Origin of the sequence: Deinococcus soli (ex Cha et al. 2016) (assembly GCF_001007995.1) — a bacterium.
Taxonomy (GTDB): Bacteria; Deinococcota; Deinococci; order Deinococcales; family Deinococcaceae; genus Deinococcus; species Deinococcus soli.
Window position 1 is genome coordinate 3,197,343 of the sequence record NZ_CP011389.1, and the last position, 16,100, is coordinate 3,213,442.

Genomic DNA, 16,100 nt, shown 5'->3' on the forward strand with positions numbered 1-16,100 from the left:
TCCTGCGTCCGGTCAGTACGGGGCGTGACGGCCCACGCGGCCGTCCCACCGGCGGGGCAGGGCGGGGGGTTCAGGCGTGGTCGGCACACTGGTGGGCGTTCCCGGGCGGGTCAGGGCGGCGGCGTACGTCCCGATCACGTCGCCCACTGGATGCAGGATGAAGGTGTGGCGTGGTGTGCAGCGGATATGCGCCAGGGCATGCTGGGCGCTGGGGGCTTCCACGAGGTCGGCGCGGAGGGCGTCGGGCGTGCAGGCGGGCGTGGGTGTGCCCAGCACCTGACTCAGGTCCGGGTGGCGCTGACCGACCACCACGATCTGGTAGCCGTCCCTGACCGCGAGAGTGATGAGTTTGGCCTGCATGGTGGGGGAGAGGTGGGCGGCGCGACAGACGAGAACTGACTGGGAGACGTTGAAGGGGTGCACGAAGGCAGCGACTGTCATGGGCTGAGGGTCAGTGTAGAACTGGCCTCATGAAGGTGCCGATAAGGTTTTTCACGGATGGGGGGCAGAGCACCCCCGGAGAGGTACAGACTGACTTGACTCGCTGACTGTTGCCTGATAAGCGGATGTTCCCCCGAACCGGCGCGCGGGCGCACGGTTTCCGGCTGGGCCGCGTTCTAGACTGTGCGACATGATCGAGCGGATTCATCTGGCCAAACCCCGCGGCTTCTGCGCGGGCGTCGTGATGGCCATTCAGGCGGTCGAGAAGGCCGCGCAGACCGAAGCGAAACCGGTGACGGTGTACCACTCCATCGTGCACAACCACACGGTCGTGGACCGGCTGGAATCCGGCTACGGCGTGCATTTCGTGGAGGATCTGGACAGCGTGGACGCCCTGCCGCAGGGGGGCGAGACCGTCGTGTTCAGCGCGCACGGAATCAGTCCCGCCGTGCGTGAGCGGGCGCGGGCGCTGGGCCTGGCGACCATCGACGCGACCTGCCCCCTGGTCACGAAGGTGCACACCGAGGCCAAGAAGTACGCGCGTGAGGGCTACACGATCCTGCTGATCGGCGACAGTGCCCGCCACCAGGAGGTCATCGGCACGTGTGGTGAGGCGCCCGAGGCGACCATCGTGGTGGGCGTGCTCGGCAAGACCGGCGAGGGACTGGCCGATCCGCACACGGTGCAGGTGCCGGACGAGGGGAAACTGGTGGTGCTGACGCAGACGACCCTCAGCGTGGACGACACCCGGCGCACCATCGAGATCCTCAGGGGGCGCTTCCCGGCGCTGGTGGTGCCGCCCAGCGAGGACCTGTGCTACGCCACGAAGAACCGCCAGGACGCCGTGAAGGCGATCGCGCCGCACGTGGACCTGTTCCTGGTCCTGACGAGCACGCACAGCAGCAACGGCATGAGGTTGCTGGAACTCGCCGAGGCCGAGTGCGGCCGCTCGATGCGGCTGGAGACGGCGGCGGACCTCGCAGGCGTGGACTTCACGGGCGTGCGGTCGGTGGGCATCACGAGTGCGGCGAGCACCCCGGACGATCTGGTGCAGGCGGTCGTGGCGCACTTCCGCGCGCTGAACCCGGCCCTGGAGGTCGTCGAGGAGGGCGAGTGGGAGAACATCGAGTTCCGCGAGCCGAGGAAGATCCTCCCCACCCAGGCGCTGCCGCGCACCATGCAGTAGGTGCCGGCCGACCTACCGGGCGTGGTGGCGCTGCTGCTGCGCCTCGCCCTGGCGTGGCAGGTCGTGTGGGGACTGGTGGCCTTCGTGGCGATGGCGCGCGACAAGGGGCTGGCAGCCGAAGCAGGCCGCACCCGCATTCCCGAGCGTCAGCTGCACGCCCTGGAAGCGCGGGGCGGCTGGCTGGGGTCGTGGCTGGGGCAGCGCCTCTTCCGGCACAAGACACGCAAGGTGGCGTACCAGCGGGTCTTCCGCCGGATCGCGCTGGCGTGGGCGCTGGCCGACGTCCTGATGGTGACGGGCCTGATCCTCCTGCCCGTCGTTGTCAATTGATAAGAGTTTGACCCTTCTTCCTGTCATGCGCTAGGATGGCGGGCATGATTGTTGTGAAGGTCGGCGGAAGCGCCGGAATCGACTACGACGCCGTCTGCGCCGACATCGCCGCCCGCTGGAAGAACGGGGAACGCCTGATCCTCGTCCACGGGGGCAGCGGCGAGACCAACCGCGTCGCCGAAGCCCTGGGTCACCCACCAAAATTCGTCACCAGCCCCAGCGGGTACACCTCCCGCTTCACGGACCGCCAGACCCTGGAGATCTTCGAGATGGTGTACTGCGGCAAGATGAACAAGGGCATCGTCGAACGCCTCCAGCGGCTCGGCGTGAACGCCGTCGGCCTCAGCGGCCTGGATGGGCGCATCTTCGAGGGCAAACACAAGGACTCCGTCCGCTCCGTCGAGAACGGCAAGGTGAAGGTCCTGCGCGGCGACCACACCGGCACCGTCGAACGCGTGAACACCCACCTGATCGACCTCCTGCTCGCCGGGGGGTACCTGCCGGTCCTCACGCCGCCCGCCAGTTCCTACGACGGCGTGGCGATCAACGTGGACGGCGACCGCGCCGCCGCCGCCCTGGCCGTCGCCCTGAAGGCCGACGCGCTGCTGCTGCTGTCGAACGTGCCCGGCCTGCTGCGCGCCTACCCCGACGAGAGCAGCCTGATCCGCGAGATTCCCGCCGCGGACGTCGAGAACTACCTGGAGTTCGCGCAGGACCGCATGAAGAAGAAGGTCCTCGGTGCCGCCGAGGCGGTGCAGGGCGGCGTCCGGCGCGTCATCTTCGGGGACGCCCGCCACGGCCAGCCGGTCAGCGCCGCGCTCGGCGGCCAGGGCACCGTCGTCTCCTGACCCTCACCGGGCAGGGAAGGACCGCGTGCGCTATGCTGACCCGCTCATGCTGTCGCCCGCAGACCTCCTCACCTTCCTGAACGAACGCGGCGGCCGCGAATACCGCGTGCAGGCCCTGCTGCACACCGGTCGGGGCCGCAAGGCCGCCGTGCGCGAACTCGGCGAGTACTCGCTCACCGCGCGCGGCGAGACCGTGCAGGCCACCGGCCCCAGCGGTCAGACCCGCGACCTCACGCACACGGACTTCCTCAGCGTGTTCGGCAGCTACACCTTCGGGCCCGCGCAGCCCACCGGGCGCCTGACCGACCTGGGCCCGCTGTTCAGCTGACCCGGCCAGTCCCCCGGTAGCAGTGCCGGGTGCGCGGTAGGCTGCGTCCGTGACCTTCCAGCCTGAATACCCGAGTGTCCGTCGCCCCGTGTACGCCCGGCGCGGCATGGTCGCCACCAGCCAGCCCCTCGCCGCGCAGGCGGGCCTGAGCGTGTTGCAGCAGGGCGGGAACGCCGTGGACGCCGCGATCGCCACTGCCGCGGCGCTGACGGTCGTGGAACCCACCAGCAACGGCATCGGCGGGGACCTGTTCGCACTCGTGTGGGCGGGCGGGGAACTGCACGGCCTGAACGCCAGCGGCGCCGCGCCCGCCGCCCTGAGCCTGGACGCCCTGCGGGAGCGGCATGCCGGAGAGATGCCCCGCCACGGCTGGACCCCTGTGACCGTCCCCGGCGCGGTGCGCGGCTGGGCCGACCTGCACGCCCGCTTCGGACGGCTGGACTTCGCGCAGGTGCTCGCCCCGGCCATCTCGTACGCACGGGACGGCTACCCGCTGTCCCCGGTGCTCGCCGCGAACTGGGCGCGGGCGACCGGCATCTACCGCCGCCTGAACCTGCCCGAGATGGCCGAATGGTTCCGCACCTTCGCGCCGGACGGGTTCACGCCCGCGCCCGGCGCGCTGTGGCGCAGCGAGGGCCACGCCCGCACCCTGGAACAGATCGCCGCGACGCACGGCGAGGCGTTCTACTCCGGTGAACTGGCCGGGCAGATCGACGCGCACGCCCGCGCGCAGGGTGGCCTGCTGACCGGCGCGGACCTCGCCGGGCACGCCAGCGAGTGGGTCATGCCCATCCACACCGACCTGCACGGGCACCGTGTGTACGAGATCCCGCCGAACGGGCAGGGCATCGCCGCGCTGATCGCCCTGAACGTCCTGCGGGGCGTGCCGCTGCCCGAGCGCCGCGACGACCCCCGGGGCCTGCACCTGCAGATCGAGGCGATGAAACGCGGTTTCCACGACGCGCACACCTTCGTCGCCGACCCGCGCCACACCCCGGTGGACGTCGCGCACCTGCTGTCCGGCGCGAACGCCGACGCGCACCGCGCCCACCTGGGGGACAGGGCGCACGACCCGCGCACCCGCGCGCCCAGCACCGGCGGCACCGTGTACCTCGCCACTGCCGACGAGGAGGGGCAGATGGTCAGCCTGATCCAGAGCAACTACATGGGCTTCGGCAGCGGCATCGTCGTGCCCGGCACCGGCATCGCCCTGCACAACCGCGGGCATAACTTCCACACCGACCCCGCCCACCCCAACGCGCTGGCGCCCGGCAAGCGCCCGTATCACACCATCATCCCCGGCTTCCTGGGCCGCGCGGACGGCACCCCGGTCGGGCCGTTCGGTGTGATGGGCGGCTTCATGCAGCCGCAGGGGCACCTGCAGGTCGTGCTGAACACCGCGCTGTACGGCATGAACCCGCAGCAGGCGCTGGACGCCCCGCGCTGGCAGTGGCTGGACGGCACCCGCGTGGAGGTGGAACACGCGCTGGGCGGCACCCTGGCCCGCGAACTGACCCGCCTGGGCCACTCCGTCAGCGTGCAACTCGACCCCGGCGCGTTCGGACGCGGGCAGATGATCCGCCGCGACCCCGCCACGGGCGTGCTGGAGGGCGGCACTGAGACCCGCACTGACGGCCACATCGCCGTCTGGTGAGGGCCGTCCCGGCGGGGCCGCCCGCTGAGGCCCGCGCGGACGATGGTGTGAGATTCCTCACCGCCCGCGCGGTTCACTTCCCTACAATTCAGCGGATGTCCGTGCCGTCCTCTCCCCGCGCCACCCGCGCGCCCTCGTGGCGGCGCGTGCTGCTGCTGCTCCTGAGCGTCCTGCTGTTCCTGACCGCCGCCGCACTGGGCCTGCTCGCGCTGGGCCTGTTCTCGTCACTCGCCGCGAACGGCCCGCTGTGGCTGCGCTCGCTGGGCGTCCTGGGTGCCGGGGCGGTCCAGGGGACCGGACTGGGCCGCCTGAGCGGGGTGGCGCAGGCGTTCACGCTGGTGCTCCTCACCAGCCTGACCGCGGGGCTAGCAGCCTTCGTGAAACCGCGCGCCTGAGCGCCCCCAGCGCATGAGGACGCATTTATCCAGGCCTCATGGCGCATGCTAGGATTGGGGAGTTTTGGACCGGAGGCGAGTGTGAGGCTGTCAGAAGACATCGGAATTGACCTTGGAACGGCGACGTTCCTGATTTACAGCAAGAGCCGCGGCCTGGTGCTGCAGGAACCCAGCGTGATCGCCATGGCCCGCGACAGTAAGCAGGTCAAGGCCGTCGGTGAGGAGGCGTACCGGATGATCGGCCGCACGCCCGGCGGGATCGTCGCCGTGCGCCCCATCAAGGACGGCGTGATCGCCGACGAGGGCCTCACCGAGAAGATGATCAGCATGTTCCTGCAGAAGGTGCAGGGCGGCGCCGGGCGCCTGCTGGGCTTCAAACCGCAGCTGATGGTCGGTGTGCCCAGCAACGTCAGCGACGTGGAAAAACGCGCCGTGCTGCGCGCCGCGATCCACAGCAACGCCCGCCGCGCGTTCCTGATCGAGGAACCGCTCGCCGCCGCAATCGGCGCGGGCCTGAAGATCGCTGAGCCGGTCGGCAGCATGGTCGTCGACATCGGTGGGGGCAGCACCGACGTCGCCGTCATCTCGCTGGGCGGCATCGTCGTCAGCGAGTCCCTGCGTGTCGCCGGGAACGAGTTCGACGAGAGCATCATCCGCTACGTGCGCCGCAAGCACAACGTCCTGATCGGCGAGCGCACCGCCGAGGAGATCAAGGTCAAGGTCGGCGCGGCCATGCTGCTCGACGACGCCGAGAACCTCACTGCCGAGGTCCGCGGCCGCGACCTGATCAACGGTCTGCCCAAGACCATCAGCCTGGACTCCACCGACGTCGTCGAGGCGCTGTCCGAACCCGTCACGAAGATCGTCGAGGGCGTCAAGCGCGTCCTGGAGATCACCCCGCCGGAACTGGTCAGCGACATCATCGACCGCGGGATCGTCATGACCGGCGGCGGCAGCCTGCTGCGCAACTTCGACGAACTGCTGCGCCAGACGACCGGTATTCCCGTCGCGGTCGCCGAGAACGCCATCGAGGCCGTCGCGGTCGGCACCGGCATGGCCCTGGAGATGATCCCGGTGCTGGGCGACTCGCTGGTCAGCAGCGACAACTACCTGCGCCGCTGAGCCGCCCGCCCGGCCCATGCGCCCGGCTCGGATGGGAGGAGGCCCTCGCAGCCCCCTCCCATCACCGTTTCTCCCCCCGCGCCCCCGGAGGCCTGACATGGACCCCATCCTGATTCAAGACGTCCTCAAGACCCTGCCCCACCGCTTCCCGTTCGTGATGGTCGACCGCGTGCTGTCCATCCAGGACGGCGAGGTGCACGCCCTGAAGAACGTGACCGTGAACGAACCGTTCTTCCCCGGGCACTTCCCGCAGGAACCCGTCATGCCTGGCGTGCTGATCGTCGAGGCCCTGGCACAGGCCAGCATGTTCTGCCTGCACGGGCAGCTGGAACCCGGCACGGTCGGGTACCTCGCGGGCGTGGACGGCGCGCGCTTCAAACGCAAGGTCATTCCCGGCGATCAGCTGCACCTGCACGCGAAACTGGAGTTCCTGCGCCGGGGGCTGGGCAAGACCACCTGCCGCGCCCTGGTGGACGGCGAGGTCGCCGCGGAAGCCACCATCCTGTTCGCGGTGGCCAAAGGGTGAATGAAGGGGTGAAGGGGCCCGCGCGGACGGCCGCAGCGGGTACGCTGCCCGGGATGCCTGCCCCGGAGTGCTGTTGACCCGACTGACCTGTTACGTGACGCTGGAGCTGCTGCCGCCGCTCCTGGCGGGCACGCTGCTGTTCACGGCGATCCTCAGCTTCGGGTACTTCTTCATCTCCAGCCAGTGGCTGCAGGGCGTCCCGGTGGCGCTGGTCGGGCAGTGGATCGCGTATCAGGTGCCGGACACCCTGGTGAAGGTGCTGCCCATGGCGGTCGTCCTGATGACCGTGGTGGCGTTCGGCCGCATGAGCACTGAGCGGGAACTCGTGGCGGTGCAGTCCGGCGGGATCAGCCTGGGCCGCGTGGCGCGCCCGGCGGGTGTGGTGGCGCTGCTCGTCACGGCACTGTCGGTGTGGCTGAGCCTGTGGGTCGCCCCGAGGTTGAACGTCGAGACGCGCGGCCTGTACTGGGACGTGCTGACCGGCGCGGGCCTGTCGCAGCTGAGCGGCAAGACCGTGGACCTCGGGGACGGGGTCACGCTGTTCATGCGCGGCTACGACGCCACCACGCGGGAGCTGCAGGGCGTGCGCCTGGAACGCTGGGAATCCGGCAACACCCGGCTGGGCACGCTGACCTTCGCGGACCGCGCCACCTTCGAGAACCGCGTGCTGACCCTGCGGGGCTACCGGGTGTTCCGCGTGGACTTCGGCGCAGCGGCCCGCCTGCCCGGCGCCGCGCAGAACCCACTGACGCTGCCGGGCACGGTCGCGCAGGCCTTCCCCGCGATCCGGTCCGGGGGCACGCTGCGGGTGGACACCGGCCTGAGCCGAACAGAGACCCTGGCGACGTACGCCGATGCGGTGGGCGCCGACGCGCAGGGCTGGCCGGAACTGATGGCGTCCCTGACGAAGCCGGGTGTGAAGGCCGCCGAGCGGGACGCGGCGCGCGTCACCCTGAACCGCAAACTGGCGCTGCCCTTCGCGAATCTGGTGCTGGCGCTGGCGGCCCTGCCGTTCGCGCTGCGTTACGGGCGTACGCTGGGCGTTGCGCTGGGGCTGGCGCTGCTGCTGGCCGTCGCGTACTACCTGCTGTTCTTCCTGGGTCTGACCCTGGCCCCGCTGCTGCCCGGCCAGCCCGAGGCCGGGGTGTGGCTGGCGAACGTGGTGTTCGCGGCGCTGGGCCTGACCCTGCTGAGGCGCGCGTGACCGGGCCGGACCGCCACGACCCTCTCCGCGCCCTGATCGTGTCCGCGTCGTTCGGCAGCGGGCACCATCAGGCGAACGGCGCGCTGGACGCCGCGCTGCGCGACCTGGGCGTGCCCCTGGACGCCCGGCACGCCGACCTGCTGAAGTACATGAGCACCCCCGAACGCGTGATCACCGCCGGCACGTACGACCTGTGGCTGCGGCACATGCCCGGCGTGTACCGCGCCTTCTACCACCTGACCGACACCGACCGCGCGCCCACCGCGCAGGCCTTCGGGTGGCTGGGTTACCCCGCCATGCGCCGCGACGTGCTGGAGGTGCGCCCCGAGGTGGTCGTCAGTTCCTACCCCACCCCGGTCGCGCTGGCGCACAACGTCCGCCGCCGCACCGGCACCGATTTCCTGAACGGCCTGGTCATCACCGACTACCGCGTGCACCAGCACTGGGCGCGCGCCGAGGCGGACCTGCTGATGGTCCCGAACGAGGAAGCCCGCGAGCAGCTCGCCCGCTGGCGCATCCCGGACGACCGGGTGGAGGTCACGGGCATCCCTATCGCGCGGGTGTACCGCGACCTGATCGGCGCCGACCGCGCCGCGCTGCGTCTGAAGCACGGTCTGGACCCCGAATTGCCCTTGATCCTGATGTCCGGCGGCGGGACCGGCAGTTACCGCGCGCTGCCGCAGGTGCTGCGCGAATTGGGGAACCTGGGCCGACGCGTTCAGGTGCTCGTGCTGGCGGGCGCGGACGGGCACGGCGTGGCCCGGGTGGGGGGCGCGACCCTGCACCGCCTGGGCTTCACCACCAGCTTTCCCGAACTGCTCGCCGCGTCCGACCTCGTGGTGGGCAAGGCGGGCGGCCTGACCGTCGCGGAGGCCACCACGCTGGGCGTGCCGCTTGTCGTGCACGCTCCCATACCCGGGCAGGAGGAATTCAACACCGATTACCTGGAACGCCACGGCGCGGCCCTGTGGGCGCGGACCCTGGCCGACGTGCGCCCGGCGGTGCTGCGCGCCCTGGACGCCGACGAACGCGCCCGGATGTCCTGCGCCGCCCGGCGGGTCAGTCGCCCGGACGCGGCCGAGCAGGTCGCGCGGGTGCTGCTGCGTCGCCTGGGCCGCGCGTGACCCGTCCATGGCGCTGGCTGGCGGGCCTGGCCGCCGGGGCGGCGGTGTACATCGGCCTGCCGTATCTGCTCGTGCAGCGCGGCGGCCTGGGCATCATCACGCGCGGCGATCCGGCGGGGCGGCAGGTCGCCCTGACCTTCGACGATGGCCCCGACCCGCGCAGCACCCCGCTCGTGCTGGACACGCTGCGCGCGGCGGGCGTGCAGGCGACGTTCTTCATCCTGCCCGCGCTGGCACGGCAGCACCCGGAGCTCCTGCGCCGCCTGCTCGCCGAGGGCCACGAGGTCCTGCCGCACGCGCACCGGCACCGGCACGCCTGGACCCTGCTGCCCTGGACGGCCTTCCGTGATCCGGGGCTGGCCACGCGTGAGGTGGAGGAGCTGACCGGCACGCGCCCCCGCTTCCAGCGGCCCCCGCACGGCGCGTACAGCCTCGCCACGGTGCTGGGTCAGCGCGCCGCCGGAGTGACGGGCGTCCACTGGACGGTCGAGGCCCGCGACTGGGCACCGGACGCCACCTCCGACACCGTCCGCGCCGCAGTCCAGCGGCAGGTGACGCCCGGCGGGATCATCGTGCTGCACGACGCCGGACCCGGCGCGCGCACCACCCCGGCGGCGCTGCCCGGCATCCTGGCCGACCTCCACAGGCACGAATTTGAGGTCGTCCCGCTGCGCGACCTGCGCGGCGCGCGGCCCGGCACGCTGCGGGACGTGTGGCGCACCCTTCGCGGGCGGTGAATCCCGTACCCTGGGGCGCGTGAACTACGACGAGCTTGCCGACCTGTACGACCACCAGTACGACGTGTACCGCGACGACCTGCACCACTACGCCCGCGTGGGCGAACAGGCGCGCGGACCCGTGCTGGAGATCGGCTCCGGCACCGGCCGCGTCACCACGTTCCTCGCGCGGCGCGGCGTGGACATCACAGGCCTGGAACCCAGCGCGCGCATGATCGAACGCGCCCAGGACCGCGCCCAGCGCGACGGCCTGACCGTGAAGTACGTGCAGGGCGACGCCCGCACCTTCAGCCTCGACCAGCGCTTCGATACGGTCATCGCGCCGTTCAACGCCCTGATGCACCTCTACACGCCCAACGAGCAGCTGCAGGCCATGGAGAACATCCACGCGCATTTGAAAACGGGCGGGCACTTCACGTTCGACCTCTACGTCCCCCGCTTCGGCAAGCCGCACACCCTGCGCCACGAGGGCGAAACCTTCCACGCGCCCGACGGCAGCCGCACCGACGTGTTCCTCGTGCAGCGGCACGACAAACCCCGCCAGCACATCACCACCGAGTACCACGTGGACACCGCCGCGCCCGACGGCACCCTGAAACGCCGCCACTACACCCTCACGCAGCGGTACTACACCCGCTACGAGGTCGAGTGGCTGCTGCGCTTCGCGGGCTTCGAGAGCCCCCGCGTGACCGGCTCGTTCCAGGGCGGCCCGCTCGACGCGCACAGCGAGGTCATGGTCTTCAGCACCCGCGCCGTGTAATCCGGATTCCGTTTGTTGCGTTGACAACCCGGAACGGCACCGGGTCGTCAACTCCACGTCCGGACCCCGTTTCTCTCCAACTCGCATCCGCTCGGATTAAACGGCTTTATCAGCCATTCAATCGGAGTCCGTGTAAGGGGTGAACGCCGACCGGGAGAACCCTGTCTGGGCTCTCCCGGTGTCGGCGGTCATGGCACAGTCCTCCTGAGGACTGGAGTGGAGGGTCAATCGTGCGCGGCGGCGAGTTCCTTGTGGCTGTGCCCGAACTGCTCGGCCTCGGTGCTGCCCGCCAGGGCGGTGGTGCTGCTCTGCCCGCCCCCGGCGGCCTGGGCGACGAGGTCGAAGTACCCGGTGCCGACTTCCCGCTGGTGCTTGACGGCGGTGAAGCCGCGGTCCTGTGCGGCGAATTCGCGTTCCTGAAGTTCCACGAAGGCGCTCATCTGGTTGCGGGCGTAGCCGTAGGCAAGGTCGAACATGCTCATGTTCAGGCTATGGAACCCGGCCAGGGTGATGAACTGGAACTTGTAGCCCATCTTGCCCAGTTCAACCTGGAACTTGGCGATGGTCTCGTCGTCGAGGTTCTTCTTCCAGTTGAAGCTGGGGGAGCAGTTGTACGCCAGGAGCTTGCCCGGGAACTGCGCGTGGACGGCTTCGGCGAACTTGCGGGCGTCCTCCAGGTTGGGCACGGAGGTCTCGCACCAGATGACGTCGGCGTAGGGGGCGTAGGCCAGGGCGCGGCTGATCGCCTGCTCGATGCCGGGCTTGACGTAGTAGAAGCCTTCGGGGGTGCGTTCGCCGGTGCAGAAGGGCTTGTCGTTGTCGTCGATGTCGCTCGTCAGGAGGTTTGCGGCGTCGGCGTCGGTGCGGGCGATCAGGACGGTGGGCACGCCGCTGACGTCGGCGGCGAGGCGCGCAGCGTTCAGGGTGCGGATGAACTGGCTGGTCGGCACGAGCACCTTACCGCCCAGGTGACCGCATTTCTTCTCGCTGGCCAGCTGGTCCTCAAAGTGGACCCCAGCGGCGCCCGCCTCGATCATGGCCTTCATCAGTTCGAAGGCGTTCAGGGGGCCGCCGAAGCCCGCTTCCGCGTCGGCGACAATGGGCACGAAGTAGTCGATGTCGCCTCGGCCTTCGCTGTGCTGGATCTGGTCAGCACGCCGCAGGGTGTTGTTGATGCGCTTGACGACGTCGGGCACGCTGGAGGCGGGGTAGAGGCTCTGGTCGGGGTACATCTGCCCGGCGTTGTTGGCGTCCCCAGCGACCTGCCAGCCGCTCAGGTAGATGGCCTTCAGGCCGGCCTTGACCTGCTGCATGGCCTGGTTGCCGGTCAGGGCGCCCAGGGCGTTCACGAAGGGCAGTTCCTTCATCTGGCGCCACAGTTTCTGCGAGCCGTGCTTGGCGAGGGTGTGCTCGATGGGGAGGCTGCCGCGCAGCTTGACGACCTCGTCGGCGCTGTAGTTGCGTTTGATGCCCTGCCAGCGCTCCTCGGTCTGCCAGGTCTTTTCGAGGATCTCGGCGGGCGTGCGGGGGTTGGTGGTCATGGTGGGGCCTCCGTGGGGCGTGAGGGGCGATCCGCCGCGCCCGGTCTGGGCGTGGAAGGTCTGGGAGTTCTGTGGGATGTGCCCGGTGTGGGCGGTGCCTTGCGGTGAGGGCATTGTGCCGGGCCGCCCGCCCCGAAAGTGATGGTGTACCCATGACAGGTGGAAGTACACCACCACTTCAGGTACACCACCCGGTCTCCAGCAAGTGGACGGGGCGCCCGGTGCAGACCGGACGCCCCGTCACGTGAACAGGCTCAGCCGTTCAGCCACTCCGCCAGCGTCGCCTCGAACGCCGCGTGATGATCGTGGTGGTACAGGATGCCGTGGAACCCGGCGGCGTTCGCCGCGTCGATGTTCTCCTGCACGTCGTCCACGAACGCCACCTGCGCCGCCGGGACACCCATGGCCGCCTGCAGCGCCGCGAACGACTCCGGCGAGGGCTTCTTGTGCCCCAGCTCGTTGCTGAACACCGGGTTATGGAACCGCGCGAAGCGCGGGTCGCGGCGCAGGTGGTCACTGACCACCGGGTAGTTGTTGCTCAGCAGGCCCACCCGCACCCCGGCGGGCAGCGCCGCCAGCGTGGCGTACATGGGCGCGTTGTCCGCGATGCTCCCCAGGTACAGTTCCTCGAAATCACCGTACGGCATGGGAATCCCGGCCTCCTCCTGCATCACCGTCCAGAACTGCGCCAACGTCCACGCGCCGACCTCCAGCTGCCGCACGTGCCGGAAATACGAGTCCCGCACGCGCTCCACCGGCACGCCGCTGCGGTCCGCCACGTTCTGCGTGCTGCGCCCGTCGAAGGTTCCCACCGTGAACACGCCGCCCCAGTCGAAGGCCACGTGCCGCTTCTGCTCGCTCGTCATCCGCCCGATTGTGCCGCACCCATCCGGTGCTCTTCAGGGCGCTGTGCAGTCAAACGGACTCCGCTTGAGTGGTGTGCCGAGCCCGTTGAATCCGAGCGGACGCGAGTGGGAGGAAAGCGGCTTCCGGGCGTGGAGGAGGCAACCCGGTGCCTTCCCGGGTTGTGAACGAAGCAGACGGAATCCCTATCGGACCGCGCGCTACTCGGTCAGCAGCCCCCGCCGGTCCCACGCGGTCAGGTTCAGCGCGTGCATCGCCTGCCAGGGCCGCACCCAGTCCACGTCGGGCTGCACCTTCTGCGCCCGCCCATGCCGCAGCACATGCGCGCGGTGCGCGCTCAGCAGATCCGGGGGCGGGCAGTCCGGGTGCAGGTGCACGTCGATCTCCTCACTCAGCGCAGGGGCGTACGGCGTGCGGGCGCTGCTGGTCAGCACGCACGCGAACCCGCTGGCCCGGTCCCGCAGCCAGCTGATCAGCTGCACGAACGGCCAGCCGTGCGCCGGGTCGTCCGGCGTCTCGCTCCAGCGCAGCGCGGCGCTCACGTCGGGTTCCAGTACATATGCCCGCACGTGCCGCACCTCCGAGATACCCGGCAGGTACAGTGTCCCCCGCGTCACCGCAGCGATCCCCAGCAGGTCCTGATGCAGCGCGCCGATCGCGCGGGCCTGCTCGGGCGTGGCGCCCCACGCGCGGTCCTCCAGCAGCTGCGGCGTCAGCGTCTCGGTGACGGTCGGGCCGGGCACCGCGCGGCCCTCCAGGCGCGCCAGGCTCAGATCCGGCAGCAGGGTCACGGCGCGGTCCGGCCCGACCAGACGCTGCAGTTCATCGTCCGTCAGGGCAGCGAGATTCAGGCGGCGCGGCACGCCCGTCAGAATAACGTGCCAGACTTACATTTTCAGCACAGGTCGCCGGGTGAGTCCTGCCGTGTCCATCAGTCCCACTCCCAGTCGCGCCAGTCGCTGGCCTTCGCCGCGCCCGGCCGGGACGGCGCCGCCTGCACGTCCGGCGAAGGGTACCAGGGGTAGGCGGCGTGCAGCGCGCGGTCCAGCTGCGCGTGCAGCAGCCCCGCCAGCGTCTCCTCCTCCCTGGCCGTCAGCTTGGGGATCTCGCGGCGCAGGGCGTCCAGCCGGGCGTCCAGTGCCCCCTGGTACGGCTCGCGGGCCATACGCACCGCTCCCTTGCGCAGCGGGCCGGGGTGAACGACCGGCACGTACTCGGCTGCCGCGCGTTCCAGCAACTCCTGGCGGGCCAGGGCGCGCGCCGCGCGGGTCTGCTCGGCCCGCTCGCGCGCGTCCGCCGCGCGGGCCTGCGCCGCCAGGAACGTGTCGTCCCTCTCGATGTCCAGCACGCGCGCCTCCTCGTACAGCTTCACCGGGGGCAGGCGGCGGCGGCCCATCCGCAGGCCGTTCGGGCGGGTCCGGTCGTGCTCGCCCAGGAACCGGCGGATCAGCGTGGGCGTCCAGCCGCGCTCCTTGAGGTCCTGCGTCGCCAGGAACCCTGGCGGGTTCAGCGGCACCTCCCGCTCGCGCGCCACGTCAGGCCCGCCCGTCCAGGCCCGGCCACTCGCGCCGCAGCAGGTCCAGCCGCACCGCGTCGAGCCGCTCCCCACGCACCACTCTTGCCTCTCGGACCCGACCCGCCTCCCGGAATCCCAGCCGCAGGGCCGCGCGGATCATCCGGTCGTTCCCGCCCCAGGTGCTGAACGTCAGCACGTGCGCGTCCGTCTCGTCCAGCGTCGCCTGCACCCACAGCGCCAGCGCCCGCGATCCCAGCCCACGCCCCCAGTGCGCCGGGTCGTAGATCAGGATGCCCAGGTCCCACCAGCCCCCATCCGCCGGGTCCTCCTCGGCGCGGTTCACCATGCCGACCACCACGCCGCCCACGTCGATCACCCGCTCGTTCGGGTTCGGCGGGCTGGACGCCAGCGCCTGCGCGTACCGCTGCAGGTTCGCGGTGGTGTCCCACTCGGGCAGGTACGGCGCGTCCCACGCGCGCCACGCGGCGTCCGGGTCGGTCAGCCAGCGGGTCAGGACCGGCAGGTCACGCGGGCGGCGCCCCCGCAGGCTCACGGCAGCGGGGGAGAGGTCAGGGGCGGACGGATCGGCGGGCGGCACCACGCGCGCATCCTGCCACAGCGGCGCGCCCCGGACCGCATGCGGGCCTTCAGCTGAACTTCAGCGCCCGCAGCAGCGCGGGCAGCAGCGTGCCCGCCGCGACGAGCAGCGCCCCCGCCGACGCGATCAGTACGGCGGCGGCAGCGGCGTCCTTCGCCACCTTCGCCAGCGGATGCCGGTCCGGACTCACGAGGTCCACGGTCGCCTCCAGCGCGGTGTTCACGAGTTCCAGGCTCAGCACCAGCGCGCAGGCCAGCGCGACGGGCGCCAGCGGGGCGCGCAGGGCCAGCGCCGCCCCCAGCGCCAGCGCGGCGACCCAGCACTCGATGCGGAAGTTCGCCTGCGTGCGGTACGCGTGCCGGACCCCCGCCCACGCGAACCCCGCCGAGCGCCACCAGCGCCGCGCGTTCCAGGCCGAACCGTCGCTGGGCACGGCGTTCGCTCAGGCCCCGTCGGGCAGGGCCGCGCGGGCCGCGTCCCACGCGCCGTGGAACACCGCCCACTCGGGCCCGGTCGCGCCTTCCTCGAACCCCAGACCCTCCGCGTGCGGGTGGTCATGCCCCACCAGGTGCGTCAGGCCGTGGCTGGCCAGGAGCGCCACCTCGCGCGTCAGGCTGTGCCCGCGCGCCTCGGCCTGCCGCGCGGCCGTGTCCAGGCTGATCACGATGTCCCCCAGGTGAGGCGGGATGAACGGATCGCCGGGTTCCCAGGTGGGGAAACTCAGGACGTCCGTCACGGCGTCCTCGCCCCAGTGCTCGCGCTTCAGGGCGCGGATGGTGCGGTCCCCGACGAGCACGACCGTCACCTCGCGCTCCTCCACACCGAAATGCGCCATCACCGCCTCCAGGCTCCCGCGCAGCGCGGGACGCAGACCGGCGGGGGGCGTCTTGCGGACAATCAGATCAATCACTCCGTAGAGGATAGAT

Annotated in this window: 20 protein-coding genes; 12 read left to right on the forward strand and 8 right to left on the reverse strand. The window is 70.9% G+C overall.

Annotated features, from left to right (window positions below; translation table 11 throughout):
• Positions 1 to 12 precede the first annotated feature (12 nt).
• The gene (locus SY84_RS15445; RefSeq protein ID WP_046844751.1) at positions 13 to 441 is read right to left on the reverse strand and encodes a hypothetical protein; all 429 of its coding nucleotides are present in this window, start codon (positions 439 to 441) and stop codon (positions 13 to 15) included.
• Between the two features lie 190 nt (positions 442 to 631).
• Here SY84_RS15445 and ispH point away from each other — a divergent pair, with 190 nt between their 5' ends.
• The 12 genes from ispH to SY84_RS15505 all read left to right on the forward strand — a co-directional run bounded on the left by ispH (position 632) and on the right by SY84_RS15505 (position 10,655).
• Complete coding sequence (gene ispH / locus SY84_RS15450) at positions 632 to 1,627, forward strand: 4-hydroxy-3-methylbut-2-enyl diphosphate reductase (protein WP_046844752.1); 996 nt, start codon at positions 632 to 634, stop codon at positions 1,625 to 1,627.
• Positions 1,628 to 1,957 (forward strand): DUF1294 domain-containing protein, encoded by a 330-nt coding sequence (locus SY84_RS15455; protein ID WP_046844753.1) that lies wholly within the window; start codon positions 1,628 to 1,630, stop codon positions 1,955 to 1,957.
• A 44-nt stretch (positions 1,958 to 2,001) separates the two neighbouring features.
• Positions 2,002 to 2,805 carry a [LysW]-aminoadipate kinase gene (locus SY84_RS15460; RefSeq protein WP_046844754.1) on the forward strand — a complete coding sequence of 268 codons (804 nt, stop codon included), beginning with the start codon at positions 2,002 to 2,004 and terminating at the stop codon, positions 2,803 to 2,805.
• A gap of 46 nt (positions 2,806 to 2,851) precedes the next feature.
• Positions 2,852 to 3,133 carry a hypothetical protein gene (locus SY84_RS15465; RefSeq protein WP_046844755.1) on the forward strand — a complete coding sequence of 94 codons (282 nt, stop codon included), beginning with the start codon at positions 2,852 to 2,854 and terminating at the stop codon, positions 3,131 to 3,133.
• Between the two features lie 106 nt (positions 3,134 to 3,239).
• On the forward strand, positions 3,240 to 4,787 hold the full coding sequence (locus tag SY84_RS15470) for a gamma-glutamyltransferase family protein (RefSeq protein WP_081424728.1): 1,548 nt from the start codon (positions 3,240 to 3,242) through the stop codon (positions 4,785 to 4,787).
• Between the two features lie 95 nt (positions 4,788 to 4,882).
• Positions 4,883 to 5,182 (forward strand): hypothetical protein, encoded by a 300-nt coding sequence (locus tag SY84_RS15475; RefSeq protein ID WP_052751206.1) that lies wholly within the window; start codon positions 4,883 to 4,885, stop codon positions 5,180 to 5,182.
• A 45-nt stretch (positions 5,183 to 5,227) separates the two neighbouring features.
• Positions 5,228 to 6,304 carry a rod shape-determining protein gene (locus tag SY84_RS15480; RefSeq protein WP_046844757.1) on the forward strand — a complete coding sequence of 359 codons (1,077 nt, stop codon included), beginning with the start codon at positions 5,228 to 5,230 and terminating at the stop codon, positions 6,302 to 6,304.
• Positions 6,305 to 6,401: 97 nt separating this feature from the next.
• Positions 6,402 to 6,830, forward strand: a complete 429-nt coding sequence (gene fabZ / locus SY84_RS15485) for a 3-hydroxyacyl-ACP dehydratase FabZ (RefSeq protein WP_046844758.1) — start codon at positions 6,402 to 6,404, stop codon at positions 6,828 to 6,830.
• Between the two features lie 73 nt (positions 6,831 to 6,903).
• Positions 6,904 to 8,034 (forward strand): LptF/LptG family permease, encoded by a 1,131-nt coding sequence (locus tag SY84_RS15490; RefSeq protein ID WP_046845321.1) that lies wholly within the window; start codon positions 6,904 to 6,906, stop codon positions 8,032 to 8,034.
• Positions 8,031 to 9,158, forward strand: coding sequence for an MGDG synthase family glycosyltransferase (locus SY84_RS15495; protein WP_046844759.1), 1,128 nt, complete (start codon positions 8,031 to 8,033; stop codon positions 9,156 to 9,158). The genes SY84_RS15490 and SY84_RS15495 overlap by 4 nt, the downstream gene beginning before the upstream one ends.
• Positions 9,155 to 9,895 carry a polysaccharide deacetylase family protein gene (locus tag SY84_RS15500; RefSeq protein WP_052751207.1) on the forward strand — a complete coding sequence of 247 codons (741 nt, stop codon included), beginning with the start codon at positions 9,155 to 9,157 and terminating at the stop codon, positions 9,893 to 9,895. The genes SY84_RS15495 and SY84_RS15500 overlap by 4 nt, the downstream gene beginning before the upstream one ends.
• A gap of 19 nt (positions 9,896 to 9,914) precedes the next feature.
• Positions 9,915 to 10,655: a class I SAM-dependent methyltransferase gene (locus SY84_RS15505; RefSeq protein ID WP_046844760.1), complete on the forward strand. Its 741-nt coding sequence runs from the start codon at positions 9,915 to 9,917 to the stop codon at positions 10,653 to 10,655.
• A gap of 224 nt (positions 10,656 to 10,879) precedes the next feature.
• On the opposite strand, the gene aceA is transcribed toward SY84_RS15505, so the two are convergent.
• The 7 genes from aceA to ybeY all read right to left on the reverse strand — a co-directional run bounded on the left by aceA (position 10,880) and on the right by ybeY (position 16,084).
• On the reverse strand, positions 10,880 to 12,196 hold the full coding sequence (aceA, locus tag SY84_RS15510; protein WP_046845323.1) for an isocitrate lyase: 1,317 nt from the start codon (positions 12,194 to 12,196) through the stop codon (positions 10,880 to 10,882).
• Positions 12,197 to 12,450: 254 nt separating this feature from the next.
• Positions 12,451 to 13,062, reverse strand: coding sequence for an HAD family hydrolase (locus tag SY84_RS15515; protein ID WP_046844761.1), 612 nt, complete (start codon positions 13,060 to 13,062; stop codon positions 12,451 to 12,453).
• A gap of 198 nt (positions 13,063 to 13,260) precedes the next feature.
• Positions 13,261 to 13,923, reverse strand: coding sequence for a hypothetical protein (locus SY84_RS15520; RefSeq protein WP_245621359.1), 663 nt, complete (start codon positions 13,921 to 13,923; stop codon positions 13,261 to 13,263).
• Positions 13,924 to 13,991: 68 nt separating this feature from the next.
• A complete protein-coding gene (locus SY84_RS15525; protein WP_046844763.1) occupies positions 13,992 to 14,594 on the reverse strand; it encodes a hypothetical protein in 603 nt (200 codons plus the stop codon).
• A gap of 1 nt (position 14,595) precedes the next feature.
• The gene (locus SY84_RS15530; RefSeq protein ID WP_245621360.1) at positions 14,596 to 15,177 is read right to left on the reverse strand and encodes a GNAT family N-acetyltransferase; all 582 of its coding nucleotides are present in this window, start codon (positions 15,175 to 15,177) and stop codon (positions 14,596 to 14,598) included.
• 46 nt (positions 15,178 to 15,223) lie between these two features.
• Positions 15,224 to 15,607, reverse strand: a complete 384-nt coding sequence (locus SY84_RS15535) for a diacylglycerol kinase (protein ID WP_046844764.1) — start codon at positions 15,605 to 15,607, stop codon at positions 15,224 to 15,226.
• 9 nt (positions 15,608 to 15,616) lie between these two features.
• Positions 15,617 to 16,084 (reverse strand): rRNA maturation RNase YbeY, encoded by a 468-nt coding sequence (ybeY, locus tag SY84_RS15540; RefSeq protein WP_046844765.1) that lies wholly within the window; start codon positions 16,082 to 16,084, stop codon positions 15,617 to 15,619.
• Between the last annotated feature and the right edge of the window lie 16 nt (positions 16,085 to 16,100).